The sequence below is a fragment of the Dyadobacter sp. CY343 genome (genome assembly GCF_021390335.1).
Taxonomy (GTDB): domain Bacteria; phylum Bacteroidota; class Bacteroidia; order Cytophagales; family Spirosomataceae; genus Dyadobacter.
In genome coordinates this window covers 561,807-578,008 of sequence record NZ_JAJUXK010000001.1, presented here as the reverse complement: position 1 = coordinate 578,008, position 16,202 = coordinate 561,807, and the positions used below count along the sequence as shown (strand labels likewise).

Sequence of the window (16,202 nt, the reverse complement as noted above, 5' to 3'; positions counted from 1 at the left end):
GTTTACTACAAATCGCCAAACTGGCTGTACATTTCTTTCAGCTTAGGTTCGGTTTCTTTTGCGCGAATGTCTTTTCTAAGTGCAGATACGCCTTGAATGTCGGTGAGAAGGCCAAGTGCCTGGAATGCTCCGAAACGAACAAAATAAGAGGAATTATCGCGGGCCAGACCTTCCAGCACAGGAATACTCAGCCGCTGCACATCCTGTTTGGATTTAATAAGGTACTTACCAAAAACCTGCAAGAAATTATATTTGTCGGTCGGTTTCATCGCCTTCATTTTTTCCAGAAACCAGCTAAACCGCTCAGGCTGTGCCAGGCCGGCGTAGTAGTTTGCGACAGAAGTTACGATCGCGTCGTTGGGTGAGTTCTCAAACTCAGCTGCGATCTCGCTTGCATCATTTGGCTGCGACATCAGGTATTTCTCGATCGCAACCGACACTACCTGGTAAGAACTGTCCGTCAAAGCCTCCTTAAAAATCGAGTCACTATTATTGTCCCCGAATGAAGCAAGCGTAATAATTGCCTCTGACCTGACCTGCGGGTGCGGATCTTTTCGTGCCAGACTCTGAATTTTCTTCTCAATATCCACAAAACCCGCTCCTGCATATTCCGAGAAGTTACTTACTGCCATTTGACGGAATTTCCAGAATGGATCGTCCATTGCCTTTTCAAGGATATTCTTGACGGTAGTGTCCGTCAAAGCGCCTTCCAGCTGCGATAAAGCATCATATTTATGCAAAAAACGGTCGCTGTGCTGGTATTGATATTCCATCTCGACCCTGTTCTTTTCATGCTCAACCACAGCCAGTAACTGCGCGTCGGAATCAAATACCACCAGATCAGGTTTTTTTGTAGCCGGAAATTCAAGTGTCTGATTCACTTTGTCGACCACGACATTGTATTGATTTTTCTTCCCATTTACCCAAACATCTACCTTCACCGGCAACCGGTACACCGTGGTAGCCAATGTATCCTGCGCCTGTTTTATTTTCAAAACCACCTTACTTGCATTCGCAAGGTATTCCTGTTGTATTTTCAGAGAAGGATGGCCCGGCCGGTGAAACCACTGATCAAAAAACCAGTTAAGGTCTTCGCCGGTAACCTGCTCAAATGCAGTTCTCAGATCATCGATCTCGGTAGTTCCAAATGCATTTTTACGCAGATAATGTTTCAGGGAAGCAAAAAAAGCGTCGTCGCCTACATAAGATCTGAGCATGTGCAGGATCCTGCCGCCTTTTGCATACGAGTGGCTATCGAACATATTTTCCCGATCCCTATAGAAATAGCGGATCATCGGAACCTGTTTCGTTTCCGATTCCAGTAAATACGATTTCATTTCCTGCAAATTACCCCAATCGGCTTCGTATTTCCCGTCGTTATATTCACTCCACAGATACTCAGAATAATTTGCAAAGGATTCATTCAAAGGCAGTTGACCCCATTCTTCACAGGTAACATAGTCACCAAACCAGTGATGCGCGAGTTCGTGTGCGATTACTGCATCCGAGTTTCCGTCCACCAGTGAGCGAGCATCATTCTGAACGCCCTCTTCGTGCACGGTAGCCGTTGTATTTTCCATTGCGCCCGCCACAAAGTCCCGCACAGCGACCTGCGCGTACTTTTCCCAGGGATATTCTACACCGAAGATATTGGAGAAAAAACCCATCATTTCGGGCGTGCGGCCGAAGATCGCGTGTGCGTCAGCGCCGTATTTGGGCTCCACATAATAGCTCAGCTCCATTCCGTTCGGCATCATATCTTTGGCTATCACAAAATCACCGACGGCGATCATCGTCAGGTATGGTGCGTGCGGCAGCGATTGTTTCCAATGATCCGTCCGCATTCCTTTTTTACCTTCTTTTTGCGAGATCAAAAGACCATTTGACAGCGTTTTGAATGTACTGTCAACAGTAATGTAAATGTCCTGCGTGAACTTTTGGTTAGGTGAGTCGATCGTCGGAAACCAGCAGGAACTGCCCTCGGTCTCGCCCTGCGTCCAAATCTGGCGCGGCTTACCTTCGTCGAGACCATCTGCATTGATGAAATATAATCCTTTGTCGGTCTGGCTGTCGTCTGGCTTGTTACGCGGCACATCGTTTGGTTTGGCTACGTAATCGATTTTCACAAAAAGGGTATCATTTCTTGTAAAATCCTTGTCCAGCTTGATGATGAGCTTCCGCTTGTCTTCGTACGTAAAGTTGAGCTTTTTGGTAATCTTCGCTGCGATTTCTTCGGAGTTGAGTGAACCGTAGTCACCTACTGTATCGAGCAGTGAAACACTTTTGATATCAAATCCTTTCGCGTCCAGTTCGAGGGTATTCTGTGGCTTGAAATGCGCCTTGAACATGACGATCGCAGAGGCGGGTACCTGCTGCTTCGCCCAGTCGAACTGCACATCCAGCCGCGTGTAGAGAATATCCGATTTTTTGGTACGCTCGGGGCGGTAGGGTCCTTTCTTGGTGACCGTGCCGGGATTTCGTCTGTAAAGGGTATCGGATTGAAAAAAGCTGGCGGCAGCTTCCGAGTTGAAGGGTAGTAAAAATATTAATCCGAAAAAGGTGAAGACCAATCGGCGAAAAACATTGGTATTGTGACCGGCCATATCCGCTTTAAGGTTGTGTGCTAGTAAGTTAATCAAATTGTCAGGTTTAAATAAACGATGTCTGGCTGCCCAGCCTTTGGTTACACTTTCAGGATCAATCCCGCTTCTGCGGCGCGGCGGGCTGGAATGTAGGATACCACCATAGTTATCATAACGACGATAATGCCTGTGTAGAGTATATCTTCCCATATTAATTTGACGGGATATGCGTCAACCAGCGAGGTTGTCATTCCCATTGAAACGAAACCATATTTTATCTGTAACCAGCAAATCAAAACTCCACCCAAAAGACCCACGACAGCACCGGAAAGTGCCACAATTGCACCTTCCGCAAGAAATATCCGTTTTATCAGCGCAGGTTGCGCACCGAGCGAATACAACATTGAAACATCCTTTTTCTTTTCAATGGCCAGCATACTCAGCGAAAAGAAGATATTGATGGCCGCAACTAAAATAATCAGCGAAAGGGTTACCGCCACAAAAAGCTTTTCCATTTTGATCGCCCGCAACAAATCCGCATTCAAAGAGTCGCGATCTCTCACTACAAATTTACTGCCAAGCACTTCGGCTAATTTTTTACTCACATCCTGTTCCCGAAATCCCGGCGCGATATTGATTTCCAGTGCCGACCGGTCGCCGCGGTATTGCATGAGCGAATCCACCAGCGCAACCGGCGCGATCACGTAATCGTCGTAGCGGGTTTCAATAAAAAAAACGCCGCCCGGCCGCAATGCAAGGTGATTGAATGCATCAGACGAAGCAAGGTTCAGCTGCTTGCTGTCCGTACTGGGATATAAAAATTCGAGCGGGACGGTAATATCTTCCAATGCAATTGAAAGTGCATTCCTGATACCTTCCGAAACGATCGCATAAGGCGTTCCGTTGGCTCCGGTCAATCGCAGCGAACCTTCGATGAGCGCGGTATCCAGTCGGCCAAGTGCCTCAAAACTCCTGTCCACACCTTTCAAACGCACAATCGTCTGCTGATTTCCGTAGCGGGCCAATGCATTATCCTCGATGATTTGCGTCACACCCCGGATCCCATTTACCTTTTTTATGGTTGTGAGCATCCCATCGGTCACATTGAATCGCTTCCCTTCTGCCGGCGTTACTTTCACATCCGCGTCGAAAGTCTTGAAGATCCGCCGGTTCAGCTCTTCCATTCCATTAAAAACCGACAATACAACCACCATCGACATTGTACCAACCGCTACTCCCGCCATCGCAATGCGGGCTATCAGACTAATAAAACTTCTTTTATTACGCGAGAAAAAGTATCGAACAGCGATTCGGTACGAAAGATCCATGACGGGAAGATTAGAAATTAATTTTCTTCATCCTCGTCCGGGGTCGGCGGAGGTATGACGATATCCGAGAATAGCAGCTCCATTTTGGCAGCATATTCAGCAGTATCGTCCATATAAAATTGCAGATGTGGAACAATGCGAAGCTGGTGACGAACGCGCTCAGCCAGTTTCTGACGGATAAAACGCGTATTCTCCTTGATCGTGTCCAGTAAAATGGTCTTATTTTTTTCGGGCAGAAAGCTCAGGTAAGCTCTTGCAATACTCAGGTCGGGAGTGACGCGCACTGCAGTGATAGTAACGATCGACCCGCTGATCAGATGCTGCGCATCTTTCTGGAAAATTTCGCCCAGGTCCTTTTGTATCTGCCTGCCTACTTTCTGTTGTCTTTTCGATTCCATGTGTTATTTCATTATCGGAGAAGGGTTCGCACGCTACTTATCGGCTTGTCTGCTTCTCAGTTTAGGATATGCAAACTTACATTCCCAAATCATCCTTCCACGTTTTCCAATAAATACAAATATCCGTACTTATTTTGTTTTTGTAGAATACAGCGTTGTAATTTCGTAAAAGTTATCCCGTAAGTTACATAATCCGCATACTTCTTGCTTAGTTTTTTCCGAGTCAACGCAAGGTATCAGACGATCAGCCTGGTCGTATTCTTCCTGCTGCTGCGCCTGCCGTTTTTCCTGGGAGGATCTCCCCTATTGATCCCCGAACTGAGCTGGATGCTGGTGGGTGAGCAAATGGGGCGCGGCTTTATGCTCTACCGGGATGTGTGGGACAACGTAAGCCCGTTTTCGGGACTTACCTACTGGCTCATCGACAGCCTTTTCGGCCGCACGCAATGGGTCTACCAGATCGCCGCGATTACCGTTTCACTGGTCCAGATTCTTTATTTCAACTACGTAATACATTCACGGGAAGTTTTCCCGGAACGCACTTTCCTGCCCGGCGCGCTGTATGCGCTTTTTCTCAATATCTCCTTCGATATGGGAACGCTTTCACCGATGCTGATGGCGAATACCTTTTTGTTATTTGCTTTTGGTTCAATCGTAAAAATCCTAGTGAGGCGCGAGGTTACTACGCAGGTTTTTGAAATGGGCTTGTATGTAGGTATTGCTACCCTATTCTATCTGCCAGCTTCCCTTTTTGTTGTCTGGGCGTTTCTGGCTTTGCTTTTTTACACCGGCTCTACATTCCGCCACCATTTACTGGGTCTTTTCGGTTCGATATTTCCTTTGATGATGGTCGTGCTGTTTTTCTATTTAAATAATGGAATGGAAAGTCTCAACAGAAACCTGCTCACTTCTGTATTTCAGGTAAAACAATATAACCTCAACGATTTCTCGTCGCTCCTGGCCTCGCTGCTTTTGCCGCTTGGGTTTGGAATAATGGGTTTTATGCGGATATTCACTACCCTGCGCTTTGTCAACTATCAGACTCGCATTCAGCAGGTTATGGCGCTGTGGTTTATAGTAGCCGTTTTTACGATACCCTTAATGCAGTTTTTGGCGCCAATGCAGTTTGTGATCTTCATACCGCCTGCCGCATTTTTTGCCACGCATTATTTTCAAAGTTTTAAGAAAAACAGCTGGGCCGATGAGCTGCAATTCACATTAATGGGCGCAGTGATCATATTGATCCAATACCAGGGATTGAGGGGCATTATCCCTGGTCTTTCAATGGGTAAGCTGGAAAATTTGAGGACAAAGCAGGCTAACCTTCCCGAGCAGATCAACGGGAAAAGGATACTGGTACTGGGCAGTCACAGCGGCGAATACATGAATAATTTCACCGCTACACCGTACCTCAACTGGGAGCTCGCCAGTTACGATTTAAGAAATCTCGACAATTTCGACAGCGTGATCCACGTGTACGACAATTTCAAGAAAGACCCGCCCGATTATGTGATCGACAAGGTCAATATGATGCCAAAATTGTTGAGCAGGGTGCCGGCTCTGAAAGAACAATACGAGCTCAGCCCCTGGAAAGGTATTTATCAGCGAATCAACTAGCAGGATATTTTATCAACCCGCGTCTGGTGGCGGCCGCCTTCAAATTCAGTCGCCAAAAAAGCTTCCAGACTCGCGAGCGCAGTTTCCAGTTCAATAAACCGAACAGGAAAACAGATCACATTCGAATCGTTATGCTGGCGCGCAAGTGCAGCGAGCGGCAAATCCCAAACCAATGCAGCCCGGATTCCCTGATGCTTATTGGCGGTAATGCAAACGCCCTGACCGCTTCCGCACAGCAATACCCCTTTTTCATACTCCCCACTCTCGACAGCACTCGCAACCGGATGCGCGAAATCGGCGTAATCGGCAGAATCTGCACTGTAAGTCCCGAAATCCTTGGTTTCGAAACCGTTAGCATTCAGCCACTCAACAATAGGTTCTTTATATGGAAATCCGGCGTGATCTGAGCCGATAGCAATTTTTCTCATTACTTTTCTGTTAATTAAGGCCCGTCTGGTTTAGGACGGAAAGTTAGTAGAAAACGTTCTCTGTTTTGGACGTTAGTATTACAAAAATACCACTATCTCATTTAACAATTAAATGCAGCAAGAGAATATGAGTGAAGAAAATAAGCCAACCAATGCAGAATTAGTCGATGTATCCCTTCTCAATCCGGCTGTTCCGGAAGATGAAAAAAGGATTAAAGAAGCATTTGAAGATAGAAACTGGAGTGAAATAAAAAGTGCAGATTCGTGGGTTATATTCAAGGTAATGGCCGAGTTTGTGGAAGGTTTCGACAAGCTAGCCAAGATTGGCCCCTGCGTTTCCCTTTTCGGTTCGGCGCGCACATTGCCTGATAACCCGCATTATAAAACAGCCGAGGAAATCGCGGCCAAGCTGGTTCGTCACGGATATGGTGTGATCACAGGCGGCGGACCGGGTATCATGGAAGCGGGTAATAAAGGTGCATTCGAGCAGGGCGGTAAATCCGTCGGGTTGAATATTAAACTGCCTTTTGAACAGCATAGCAATATTTACATCGACCACGATAAGAGCATCAACTTCGATTTTTTCTTTGTACGCAAAGTGATGTTCGTCAAATATTCACAGGGTTTTATCGTCATGCCCGGCGGTTTCGGTACACTCGACGAACTGTTCGAAGCGATGACGCTGATTCAAACCAAGAAAATCGGCCGCTTTCCTATTGTGCTCGTGGGCAGCTCGTATTGGACCGGCCTGCTCGACTGGATCAAAGGAACGATGCTGACAGAAAAAAACATCAATCCGGAAGATATGAAACTGATCAGCGTAGTAGATACGCCCGACGAGGCGGTGCAGGTAATTGACAATTTCTATTCGAAATACCTGCTGAAACCGAACTTTTGATTGGTATTAGTCGAACGAAAGGTAAGGTTCCAGTTTCCGGATCAACTCTTCGTCGATCGCTTTTACCTTTTTCAAATCGTCGCTATTCCGGTAGTTCCCATGTTGGTTTCGGTAATTAATAATGATCGAAACCAGCTTTTTATTTTTCAGATAGCTGTGTCTGCCCAGTTCCTCCGCCGTCGCGACATTGATATTGATTTTCGTAACCGGCACCGAGATCGATGCGTACTTGTGCAGTTCCGCCAATGCCAGCGAATCGAGGCCGAATATCTCAGAAAACTGATTTTGGGAGTGAAAACCACCGAGTCCATCCCGGAATTTCAAAATTCTTAGTGACAACTTTGTTCCAATACCTTTGAGCCTTACCAATTGAGTCGTGTCCGCAGTGTTAATATCAAACGCGGTTATTGTGGGTGTCCGGTACTTGGGTAAAGCTCCGGTCGCATTTGGTCTTCTTGCACTTTCACCAAATTTTGTATTGGCTTGCGCATTTTCATTTGCCGGCAGTACTAGGTAACCTTCCAGCTTTTGATACAGGTCGGATGGGAAATAGTAAATATTGAGCAGGTCTTCCTTCTTCCTGAATTTACCGCCTTTCGATCTGAACTTGTCAATTCTCTTTGCCAGAAAAGCTGGGATACCAAGTTCCGTCAGCTGTTCCACAGAGGCAGTATTTGGGTCAAAACGGAAAAGCCTGACCGGTTTTTTACTTTTCGATTCCAAGTTTCTTGTCGAAAATCCGCGGTCATTTTCACGCTTCAATGCATTCTCGGTCTCAATTCCCGCGACAATACTATCCAGCTTCTGCGCGGTCAGCGGCTCGGTGGAAGGCGGCATTAGTGGCAAAATGAAACGACGGAACACAAAAGGTGTCCAGATCAGCACCACACAAATTAGAATGAGCGCCAACGCGCCCCGCGCTTCTTTTTTGGAAACACCAAAGTAGTCCTGGAAAAGCGCTGTCAGTTTTTTGTACATAAGTCAAAAGAGTGAGAATTTCTCTTTTGACGTCACTTCCCTGATTTGGTATCAGATTTTGCAAATAAAAAAAGCGTCACGCATGCACGCGACGCCTTCCCGGTAATCAAAAAACTTATTGATTGACGTAGACGCTGCCCGCGCTGGCCGAAAGAGTAACGGGAATTCCGCCGCCATTCATCGTTCCGCTTACATGTTCCTTTTCTGCGCGACCGTTGAAATTTCTCAAAGGGATATTCACCTTATTTCCTCTCAGATTCAGATCCATACCTGCGTCCATCGGCATTGTTACACGAACGCTGCCGGCCGAGCTTGAAATATCAACATACTTGCCCAGCTTCGTCAACTCCACTTCCACACTCCCTGCGCTCGTACTTGCCTTGATGCTGCCCGAAACGTTGGCCAGCCTCACAGAACCGCCCGAAGTGCCGGTATCCAACGCGCCGCTGATATTCTCGCCTTTCACACTTCCACCACTCGTATGCGCCATAATTTCCCCGTCGATATTATTCAAATGAATGCTGCCACCGGAGGTATTCAGCTCGATTTTTCCTTTCAATTCCAGCGCCTTGATACTTCCGCCGCTCGTTTCCAGGATAATTTCATCCCTGCAATTTGCGACGTCAATGCTCCCGCCGGATGTGCGGCCGCGGATCACCCCGCTCAGATCGTCCACCTTCAAGCTCCCGCCGCTGGTAGCAAAATTCTGCTCGCCCGTCAATGAAGCGATTTTAATGCTGCCGCCGCTCGTTTTAAGATTGGTAGCAATATTTCTTGGCGCAAAAACCTTGAAGCCGATAGAAACGCTTTTATCATTCCATTTCACACCGTTTTTACGCTTTGCGGTAGCCACTACCCTGTTCCCCTCTGTCCCGATCAGAATGTCGAAATCTTCCAGCCTATCTTCTATCTCCTCTTTCGACAATTCTTTTTTTCCATTCCAATTATTAGGCCGCACGTACATATCCACCCGAAAACCATCGTTTTGGCCGCCTGTTACAGCAATAGAGCCGCCCGATGTTTCGACTTTCAGTTCTTTTAAAGATGCATTTGTAAATTTCTTGCTAACGTAAGGCTTTTCATCGTCGGACTGGGCAATCACCGCCGTGTGCAACAGCAGGCTCAGTGCAGCTAATAGTAAAGTTCTTGTTTTCATGATCGGTCGAATTTGTTTTTTAATGATGCTTAAATAAAAGGTTAGGTTGCGTGAAATAGTTAGAAAGAATAAAGCCAGAAGTTTTAATACTGATTATCAGCCATTTGAATATAACATCTTGTTCAATTACGGACATTTGGTACAAACCGCAAATAAGAACTGCTGCGACTATTGGGTACAGGTACGGTTTTTGAACTTCTATTATTCCAATTATTAACCCAATGAATATGTATCAGATTGAAGTAGTTGACCAGGCCGATAATGATCTTGTATGGAAAATCCTGCAAACGCTCGAACAAAGGGGACTGATCACGCTCAAAACCGGGGATCACGTCGATGCGGAAAAAGCGACACCCGCTACAGACGAGCAGGTTCAGGAAATTATTGATGAAGCAGAACTGGCCCCCTATTATTCGGAAAAGGAAGCGAAGGACATTCTTAATTTGTAAGGTTAAAACTAATAATCACTTGTGGATGAGCCACTAGCATTTAAGATTTCAAAAACTGACTGAACCAGCGACCGGAGCTTTTTACAATGCGTTTCTGGGTTTTGAAATCTACAAATACTAATCCGAATCGCGCAAGGTAACCTTCTGCCCATTCAAAATTGTCCATCAAAGTCCAGGCGAAATATCCTTTTACATTAATCCCTTCTTTCCGCGCTCTCAAAATAGCTTTTAAATATTGCTGAAAATAAACCGTGCGATCGGGATCATCTACTTTGTCCTCTCGCCGAATATCCTCAAAAGCAGCCCCGTTTTCAGATACTATAATATCTCGTACACCCGGGTACGCAGCAAATTGTTTCAGGATTTTGAACATTCCGTCAGGATCAATTTCCCAGCCCATACTCGTCACCTTCACATTCCGCAAACTTGCCGGTACTTCTTTCAGCCACAGAACCGGAGCGAGGTAAGAGTGCTTGACCACCACACTGAAATAGTTTTGTAAACCGATAAAGTCAAAATCAAATCTGAGCTTTTCCAGATCGCCGGGCTGCATATATCTTTTCACTTTGGCCAAAAACGGAAATGCATCGACAGGATATCCCAGCCCTAATGCAGGTTCTACAAAAAGCCGGTTCATCAATGCGTCTGCCCGTCTTGCGGCCCGCACGTCGGCGGTGCTGCTGCTGTTCGGATACACATACGAACACGAAACGGCCGTTCCAATATATGCATTGGTAACCTCCGCCCGCAGAATACGTCCGCTTTCCGCCTGACATAATGCAAGGTGGTGCATTACTGGGAGAAAATTCCAGATACCCTTTCTCCCAGGCGCGTGAAGGCCGGTTGTGTAACCCAGCCCGGCTACCGCCATCGGTTCATTTAATACGATCCAGCAGCGCACGCGGTCGCCGAATGCTTTGGCACAAACGGCAGTATATTCCGAAAACCAGCTCACAATATCCCTGTTCATCCAACCGCCCCGGTTTTCCAGCGCCTGCGGCAGATCCCAGTGATAAAGTGTGATCCAGGGCTCTATCCCAAGTTCCAGGCATTTATTGATGAGGTTATTATAAAATAAAATCCCGGCCTCATTAACAGTGCCGGTGCCTTGCGGCAAAATGCGTGACCAGGAAATGGAAAACCTGAATTGCTTGAAGCCCAACTCTTTGACGAGTTGCAGGTCACTTTCATATCGATGATAGAAATCGCAGGCTTCGGTCGCATCTTGACCTAACTTGATCTTCCCTTTTCTTTTTGCAAAAGTATCCCAGATACAGTCGCCCCGCCCGTCGGTATTTACAGCGCCTTCGATCTGGTAGGCAGCAGTAGCGACTCCCCACTGAAAATCGGCGCCAAAATCGGCGCGGCTAAATTGACTTTCATCCTGTTCTGAAATACCGGAAATATGCGTTGTAGCTGCTGCCAAAATGTAACCCGTTTTACTAAAAGGTATAAACATATAATAAAAAACCCTTTGCCCGAGCAGGACAAAGGGTTTTTCAAATAAGAACCTTCGATTTTGACTATCTGACAACCAGGATTTTCCGGGTTACTGCGCCATCGTTCACTTTCACAAAGTAGGTTCCCTGAACCAGTCTGGTCAAATCCACTTCGTTGGCTGCATCCGGTTTGGTATTCAGGATCAACACACCGTTTTGGTTGTAAACCTTCACATTGTTGATCTGCTGGGCACCTTCAAACTTGATGCGATCTACGGCAGGATTTGGATAGATATTCATTTGCTCAGCTGCATCGAAATTCAGACTTTTTATCTCGCTGAAAGCAAACGTACCGTCTGCGTCCACCATTTTGAGTCTGTACAGATTGATAGCGAAAGGATTAGTGTGCGTATAGGTGTAAGTAACATCGTCGGCACTCTCGCCCTGGGCCTGGATAGAGGTAAGTACCTTCCAGTTTTTCCCATCGCCGCTGTGCTGCACATCAAAGTGGTCAGAATTGCTTTCAAATGTCGTTGTCCACACCAGTGAAGCAGTATTTCCTTCTTTTTTAGCATTGAAAGAAGCCAATGTCACCGGAAGTGGCGGGCCTGCGAAAGTAAGACAGGTTCCGTCTATGGCCAGGTAATTATCCGACTGAGATCCCTGAACGCGCACAACCTCCGTGCCTTGCGGAACCGCGCCGCTCAAAGTGTAACGCTCTAATCCCCAGGGACTAGAATTGACCAGTTTGTCGATTTGCTGCGTCAGGGTACCCAATACTTTCGAAGAACCGTCCAGGAATACGATCTCAACTTTTTGGTCTCTGTCTTCAAGCACAGCTCCCCAGAAAATAAGCGTCACCGTATTGCCGTAAGTCGGCAGCATAGGTACATCCTGACGGAAAGTTGACGAGCCGGACAGGATCAGGCTTTTCTCCCCGCAGTTTGCGATCGCATTGTTTGCTATTACGTTACCCGTAGTTTCCCAGCCAGCTGCATCTTCTTCAAAACTTGCGTTCGTCAGCTTGTTGTTGTTGCAAGTTTCGCAAACCGGCGTCGGAGGAGGCGTAATGCCCATACAAACACCATCTATTTTGAAGTAATTACCACCCGAAATCACCGAGAAACGAACCTTCACTGCACCAAGCGGCGCGGTAGCCGACAGGTTATATTCCTGCAACTTATGCAGCTGGGTCACGCGGTAATCCATTTGCCTGGTATTATCATCGTTAATTTCGATAGCAACCAATGCACCAGCGCTGTTGTAAAATTCAAGCTTAAACTGGTGGTTGAGACCGGTATCGTGCGTGCCGCCGAAAACTTTTACGTTCACCACACTACCCTGCGTTACGTTCACTTCCTGAAAAATTGTACCGTGACCAGTGATCAACCCGTTTTTGTGACCACATACACTATATGGAGGCTCGCTGATAAAGTTGGTACCCTCAGATTTAGACCAGTGGTCTGTGCCTGACTCGAAGCTTCCGTTTTTAATCGCATTCTGATCGTCAGGGCAGCCGCAATCCGATGGTGCGGGCGGCGTGATCGTCAGACAAGCCACATCGAATTTGAAATAATCACCACCTGATACGATAGAAAATACAACTTTCGCTGCATTGGCGGGAGCAGTGATCGAAGCATTGTATTGTCTGAGCCGGCTATCCGTCACCTGGTAATTCATATCGATCTCCACCCGGTTATCTCTTCCTTCTATCAAACGATTGTCACTTGTATAGAAATTGATTTTGAACTGGTGATTACGAGCCGCATTGTGCGTTCCTCCATATACGGACAGGTTCACCTGGCTGCCTCCTGCGAGATCAACAACCTGATAGACGATACCAGATCCGTTGATCACACCGTTTTTGTCGCCACATACATTGTACGACCTATTAGTTTGAAAATCTGTCCCCTCAGTTTTACTCCAATTGTTAGTCCCGGATTCGAAACTTCCGTTTTTCAGGCCATTTTCGGAATCCGTACAACCGCAGTCTCCCCCGGTCATAGCAAACCCGGGGCTTACTGCCGCCAGGTTTAGTAGGAATAACATAACCAGTACTGTAAAGTTTTTCATAACGTGATTGATTTTTAATCGGTTAGCTTGATACGTGAGTCAATAAAATGTCGACAAATGTACCATTGCTATCCGTTCAAAAATATCACTATTTTTATATTACAATGAAAATTCAACTAGGTTTACCTCAAAAATTGAACTATTATTACAGAAATAATAGAAGTTATTTTCGTGAAAAAATGAAAAATAAGTAGCTACAAATCAGCATTTTAAATAAATATAATTGCTCTTCAAGAGCTGACTTACTTCTAACTATTCTCTACAATTACCGATATAACTATTCAAATGTAATACTCACACCGATCCGATATACTCAGCATTGAATGGTAATTATGATAAGAGTTAATTCACTGGATTTAAGAGCTCAACATACACAGTCGCTGCCAGTTGCCCCTCATTGCAGATTAGGGAGTACAGTTTGCGAAGAATAAGTATGATAATTCCGAGTAAAATAATTTCAACCGTGACGGGCGGAACCGGCCGAAGAACACATGCTGGAAATGCAAATCCGCATTGTAATTAACACGGATTTTTATGTACTATACAATGTGGAGAACCCTAATTTATCACTGAAGAATTTCGACAAATCTTTTTTTCGGGAAATTCCCACTTCTACAACTATTACACGGTTTTATTGCGCAATACCCGATTTAAATTTTAGTTTTTCAACTTTCTGATATACAGAATTTTGAACAGAATAAGAAGCGGATTGTGACCTGGACGAAAGGTTTAATGCAAGATATTTTAGTCAGGCTGCATTCAGATTGAGATTCTGAACAGCGAAAATTTCCCGTAGTTCCTGCAATGCCTTGCGAATCCGGGATTTGACAGTGCCGAGCGGCAGGCATAGATATTCTGCGGCTTCCTCATGCGTATATCCCTGAAAATAAACGAGATCAATCAGCGCCCTGCGCTCAGGAAGCAGCCCCTCTACAATGGATTTGAGGTCCATCGTAATGTGCGCAGGAGAAAATGACAGGGATGAATATACTTCTTCGTCTATCGAATGCAACTTGACCAGCTTTTCCGATTTCACTTCAACCCGAAGCTTGTCGATTGCCGTATTGCGGGCTACATTCAGTATCCAGGTGAACAATGTACCCTTTTCGGAATGGTAAGTGTCGATGTTTTTCCAGATTTTGAGGAATGTATCCTGCAAAACGTCTGCCGCAGTTTCTTCACTTTTTACAACTTTAAGGATAACCCCGTACAGTGAAGGTGAATAATTATCGTACAAAAATTCGAATGCCTCCCGATTGTTGCTTTTCAGCAGATAAACCAGTTGGTGCTCTGCATATTTAGCCTTCTTAAATACATTGGCTTTCCTCGTTGTCATAATTACCGCGCAGCGATTCGTTAGGGTTACAGCCTCTGAATATCAATTTCATTCCAGTATTTTGCGCTAAAATTTTGTGTATTTTAAGCGCATATTGGGGATTCCGCACTTTCGGATATTTATCCGTCAGAAGCTTTTCCACAACCTGGGACTGACTGAGAAACAATGTTTTAAGCACCAAACGGTTACAAGTATGTATTGCAAAAACCTGCTCCCCGTCCTTTTATCGTTATTGATGCTCGCATGTTCAACTTCCGACGAGCAAACTGAAAATACCCCGGCTATTAATAAAATAGCTGAGGACTATGTGCGACTTGGATTAGAAATCGGCGTTTACGACAGTGACTTTGTGGATGCATATTATGGTCCGGATTCACTCAAACCGGCTGCTTCAAAATCCGATTCTTTTCCCAAAAATCAGTTGCTCGCAAAAGCGGATAGCCTTAAAAAACAGCTCGCAGCACTTTCCACCGGCCAGGTAAACGATACAACGAAAGCCCGCGCCGACTGGCTCACTTCCCAATTAACTGCATTTGAAAGGCGGATCAGGATTTTTTCAGGTGAAAATGCGCCGTTTGAACAGGAATCGAAGGAACTCTTTGATGCTACCGCTCCTGTCTATACAGAGCAGCATTTCAAAGAATTGATAGCAAAACTGGAACATCTGCTTCCCGGAAAAGGACCATTGCCTGAACGCTATCAGCAGTTGGCGAGCCGGTTTATTATCTCCGAAAATAAGATTGACACCGTTTTCCAAACCGCGATTGCGGAGGCGCGCAAGCGAACGCTGGCGCATTACCAGCTTCCTGCTAATGAAAGTTTCAAGCTTGAATATGTGAAAGGCAAACCCTGGTCGGGCTACAACTGGTACAAAGGAAACTATAACAGTCTGATACAGATTAATATAAGCCAGCCGATATTCATCGAGCGCGCCATAGACCTGGCTTGCCACGAGGGTTACCCGGGCCACCACGTTTACAATGCAATGCTGGAAAAAACCCTTTTTCGCGATCGCGGCTGGGTCGAGATTTCACTTTATCCCCTATTCAGTCCGCAGTCGCTTATTGCGGAAGGCAGCGCGAATTATGGTATTTCGGTTGCGTTTCCGGGGAATGAACAGGAGGTGTTTTGTAAAAAAACGCTGCTGCCGCTGGCTGGACTGGATACAACCGGGACCAGCGCGTATTTCAAGGTATTATCTATTAAATCTGGTCTTGGTTATGCAAGAAACGAAGTTGCGCGTGGTGTACTGAGTAGCAAAATGGATGATAAAGAGGCACTTCGCTGGCTTACGGATTACTGCCTGCTTACCAGCAAGGGCGCGAGCGACTATTTACGGTTTATCAAAAAATACCGCAGCTATGTGATCAACTACAATTATGGACAGGATCTGGTGAAGCAATATATTGAGTCGCAGGGAGGAACGGCCGACGCGCCGGAGCGCAGGTGGAAACTTTTTGAGGAATTATTAAGTAAACAATCCAGAGCAAGCGAATTGCTGAAAAAGCATTAGACCAAAA

At 45.9% G+C, this 16,202-nt stretch carries 13 protein-coding genes; 4 read left to right on the top strand and 9 right to left on the bottom strand.

The window, feature by feature from the left end:
• Nucleotides 1–5: 5 nt before the first annotated feature.
• From LZG94_RS02280 to rbfA, 3 genes are read right to left on the bottom strand one after another with little or no spacing between them, the layout of a single operon-like run.
• Nucleotides 6–2,792: a M1 family aminopeptidase gene (locus LZG94_RS02280; protein ID WP_233790355.1), complete on the bottom strand. Its 2,787-nt coding sequence runs from the start codon at nt 2,790–2,792 to the stop codon at nt 6–8.
• Nucleotides 2,684–3,910, bottom strand: a complete 1,227-nt coding sequence (locus LZG94_RS02275) for an FtsX-like permease family protein (RefSeq protein WP_233790354.1) — start codon at nt 3,908–3,910, stop codon at nt 2,684–2,686. Before LZG94_RS02275 ends, LZG94_RS02280 begins: the two co-directional genes overlap by 109 nt.
• Before the next feature lie 17 nt (nt 3,911–3,927).
• The gene (gene rbfA, locus LZG94_RS02270) at nt 3,928–4,308 is read right to left on the bottom strand and encodes a 30S ribosome-binding factor RbfA (protein ID WP_215233736.1); all 381 of its coding nucleotides are present in this window, start codon (nt 4,306–4,308) and stop codon (nt 3,928–3,930) included.
• A 204-nt stretch (nt 4,309–4,512) separates the two neighbouring features.
• Between rbfA and LZG94_RS02265 the strand changes: the two genes are divergently transcribed.
• Nucleotides 4,513–5,925 carry a hypothetical protein gene (locus LZG94_RS02265; RefSeq protein ID WP_233790353.1) on the top strand — a complete coding sequence of 471 codons (1,413 nt, stop codon included), beginning with the start codon at nt 4,513–4,515 and terminating at the stop codon, nt 5,923–5,925.
• Here the strand turns inward: LZG94_RS02265 and rpiB are convergent.
• Nucleotides 5,922–6,353 (bottom strand): ribose 5-phosphate isomerase B, encoded by a 432-nt coding sequence (gene rpiB / locus LZG94_RS02260; RefSeq protein WP_215233738.1) that lies wholly within the window; start codon nt 6,351–6,353, stop codon nt 5,922–5,924. The genes LZG94_RS02265 and rpiB overlap by 4 nt on opposite strands.
• A gap of 127 nt (nt 6,354–6,480) precedes the next feature.
• On the opposite strand from rpiB, the gene LZG94_RS02255 reads away from it, so the two are divergent.
• On the top strand, nt 6,481–7,251 hold the full coding sequence (locus LZG94_RS02255; protein WP_215233739.1) for a TIGR00730 family Rossman fold protein: 771 nt from the start codon (nt 6,481–6,483) through the stop codon (nt 7,249–7,251).
• 6 nt (nt 7,252–7,257) lie between these two features.
• Here LZG94_RS02255 and LZG94_RS02250 read toward each other — a convergent pair whose 3' ends face one another.
• A complete protein-coding gene (locus LZG94_RS02250; protein WP_233790352.1) occupies nt 7,258–8,229 on the bottom strand; it encodes a ComEA family DNA-binding protein in 972 nt (323 codons plus the stop codon).
• A gap of 115 nt (nt 8,230–8,344) precedes the next feature.
• Nucleotides 8,345–9,385 carry a DUF4097 family beta strand repeat-containing protein gene (locus tag LZG94_RS02245; protein WP_215233741.1) on the bottom strand — a complete coding sequence of 347 codons (1,041 nt, stop codon included), beginning with the start codon at nt 9,383–9,385 and terminating at the stop codon, nt 8,345–8,347.
• A 227-nt stretch (nt 9,386–9,612) separates the two neighbouring features.
• Here LZG94_RS02245 and LZG94_RS02240 point away from each other — a divergent pair, with 227 nt between their 5' ends.
• Nucleotides 9,613–9,834, top strand: a complete 222-nt coding sequence (locus LZG94_RS02240; protein ID WP_233790351.1) for a hypothetical protein — start codon at nt 9,613–9,615, stop codon at nt 9,832–9,834.
• 40 nt (nt 9,835–9,874) lie between these two features.
• Here LZG94_RS02240 and LZG94_RS02235 read toward each other — a convergent pair whose 3' ends face one another.
• The 3 genes from LZG94_RS02235 to LZG94_RS02225 form a co-directional block, all read right to left on the bottom strand.
• Entirely contained in the window at nt 9,875–11,260 is a 1,386-nt protein-coding gene (locus LZG94_RS02235; RefSeq protein ID WP_233790350.1) for a GH1 family beta-glucosidase, read from the bottom strand.
• A gap of 97 nt (nt 11,261–11,357) precedes the next feature.
• The gene (locus LZG94_RS02230; RefSeq protein WP_233790349.1) at nt 11,358–13,346 is read right to left on the bottom strand and encodes a T9SS type A sorting domain-containing protein; all 1,989 of its coding nucleotides are present in this window, start codon (nt 13,344–13,346) and stop codon (nt 11,358–11,360) included.
• Between the two features lie 748 nt (nt 13,347–14,094).
• The gene (locus LZG94_RS02225; RefSeq protein WP_233790348.1) at nt 14,095–14,682 is read right to left on the bottom strand and encodes an RNA polymerase sigma factor; all 588 of its coding nucleotides are present in this window, start codon (nt 14,680–14,682) and stop codon (nt 14,095–14,097) included.
• A gap of 235 nt (nt 14,683–14,917) precedes the next feature.
• Here LZG94_RS02225 and LZG94_RS02220 point away from each other — a divergent pair, with 235 nt between their 5' ends.
• Nucleotides 14,918–16,195, top strand: coding sequence for a hypothetical protein (locus tag LZG94_RS02220; RefSeq protein WP_233790347.1), 1,278 nt, complete (start codon nt 14,918–14,920; stop codon nt 16,193–16,195).
• The last annotated feature ends 7 nt before the right edge of the window (nt 16,196–16,202 follow it).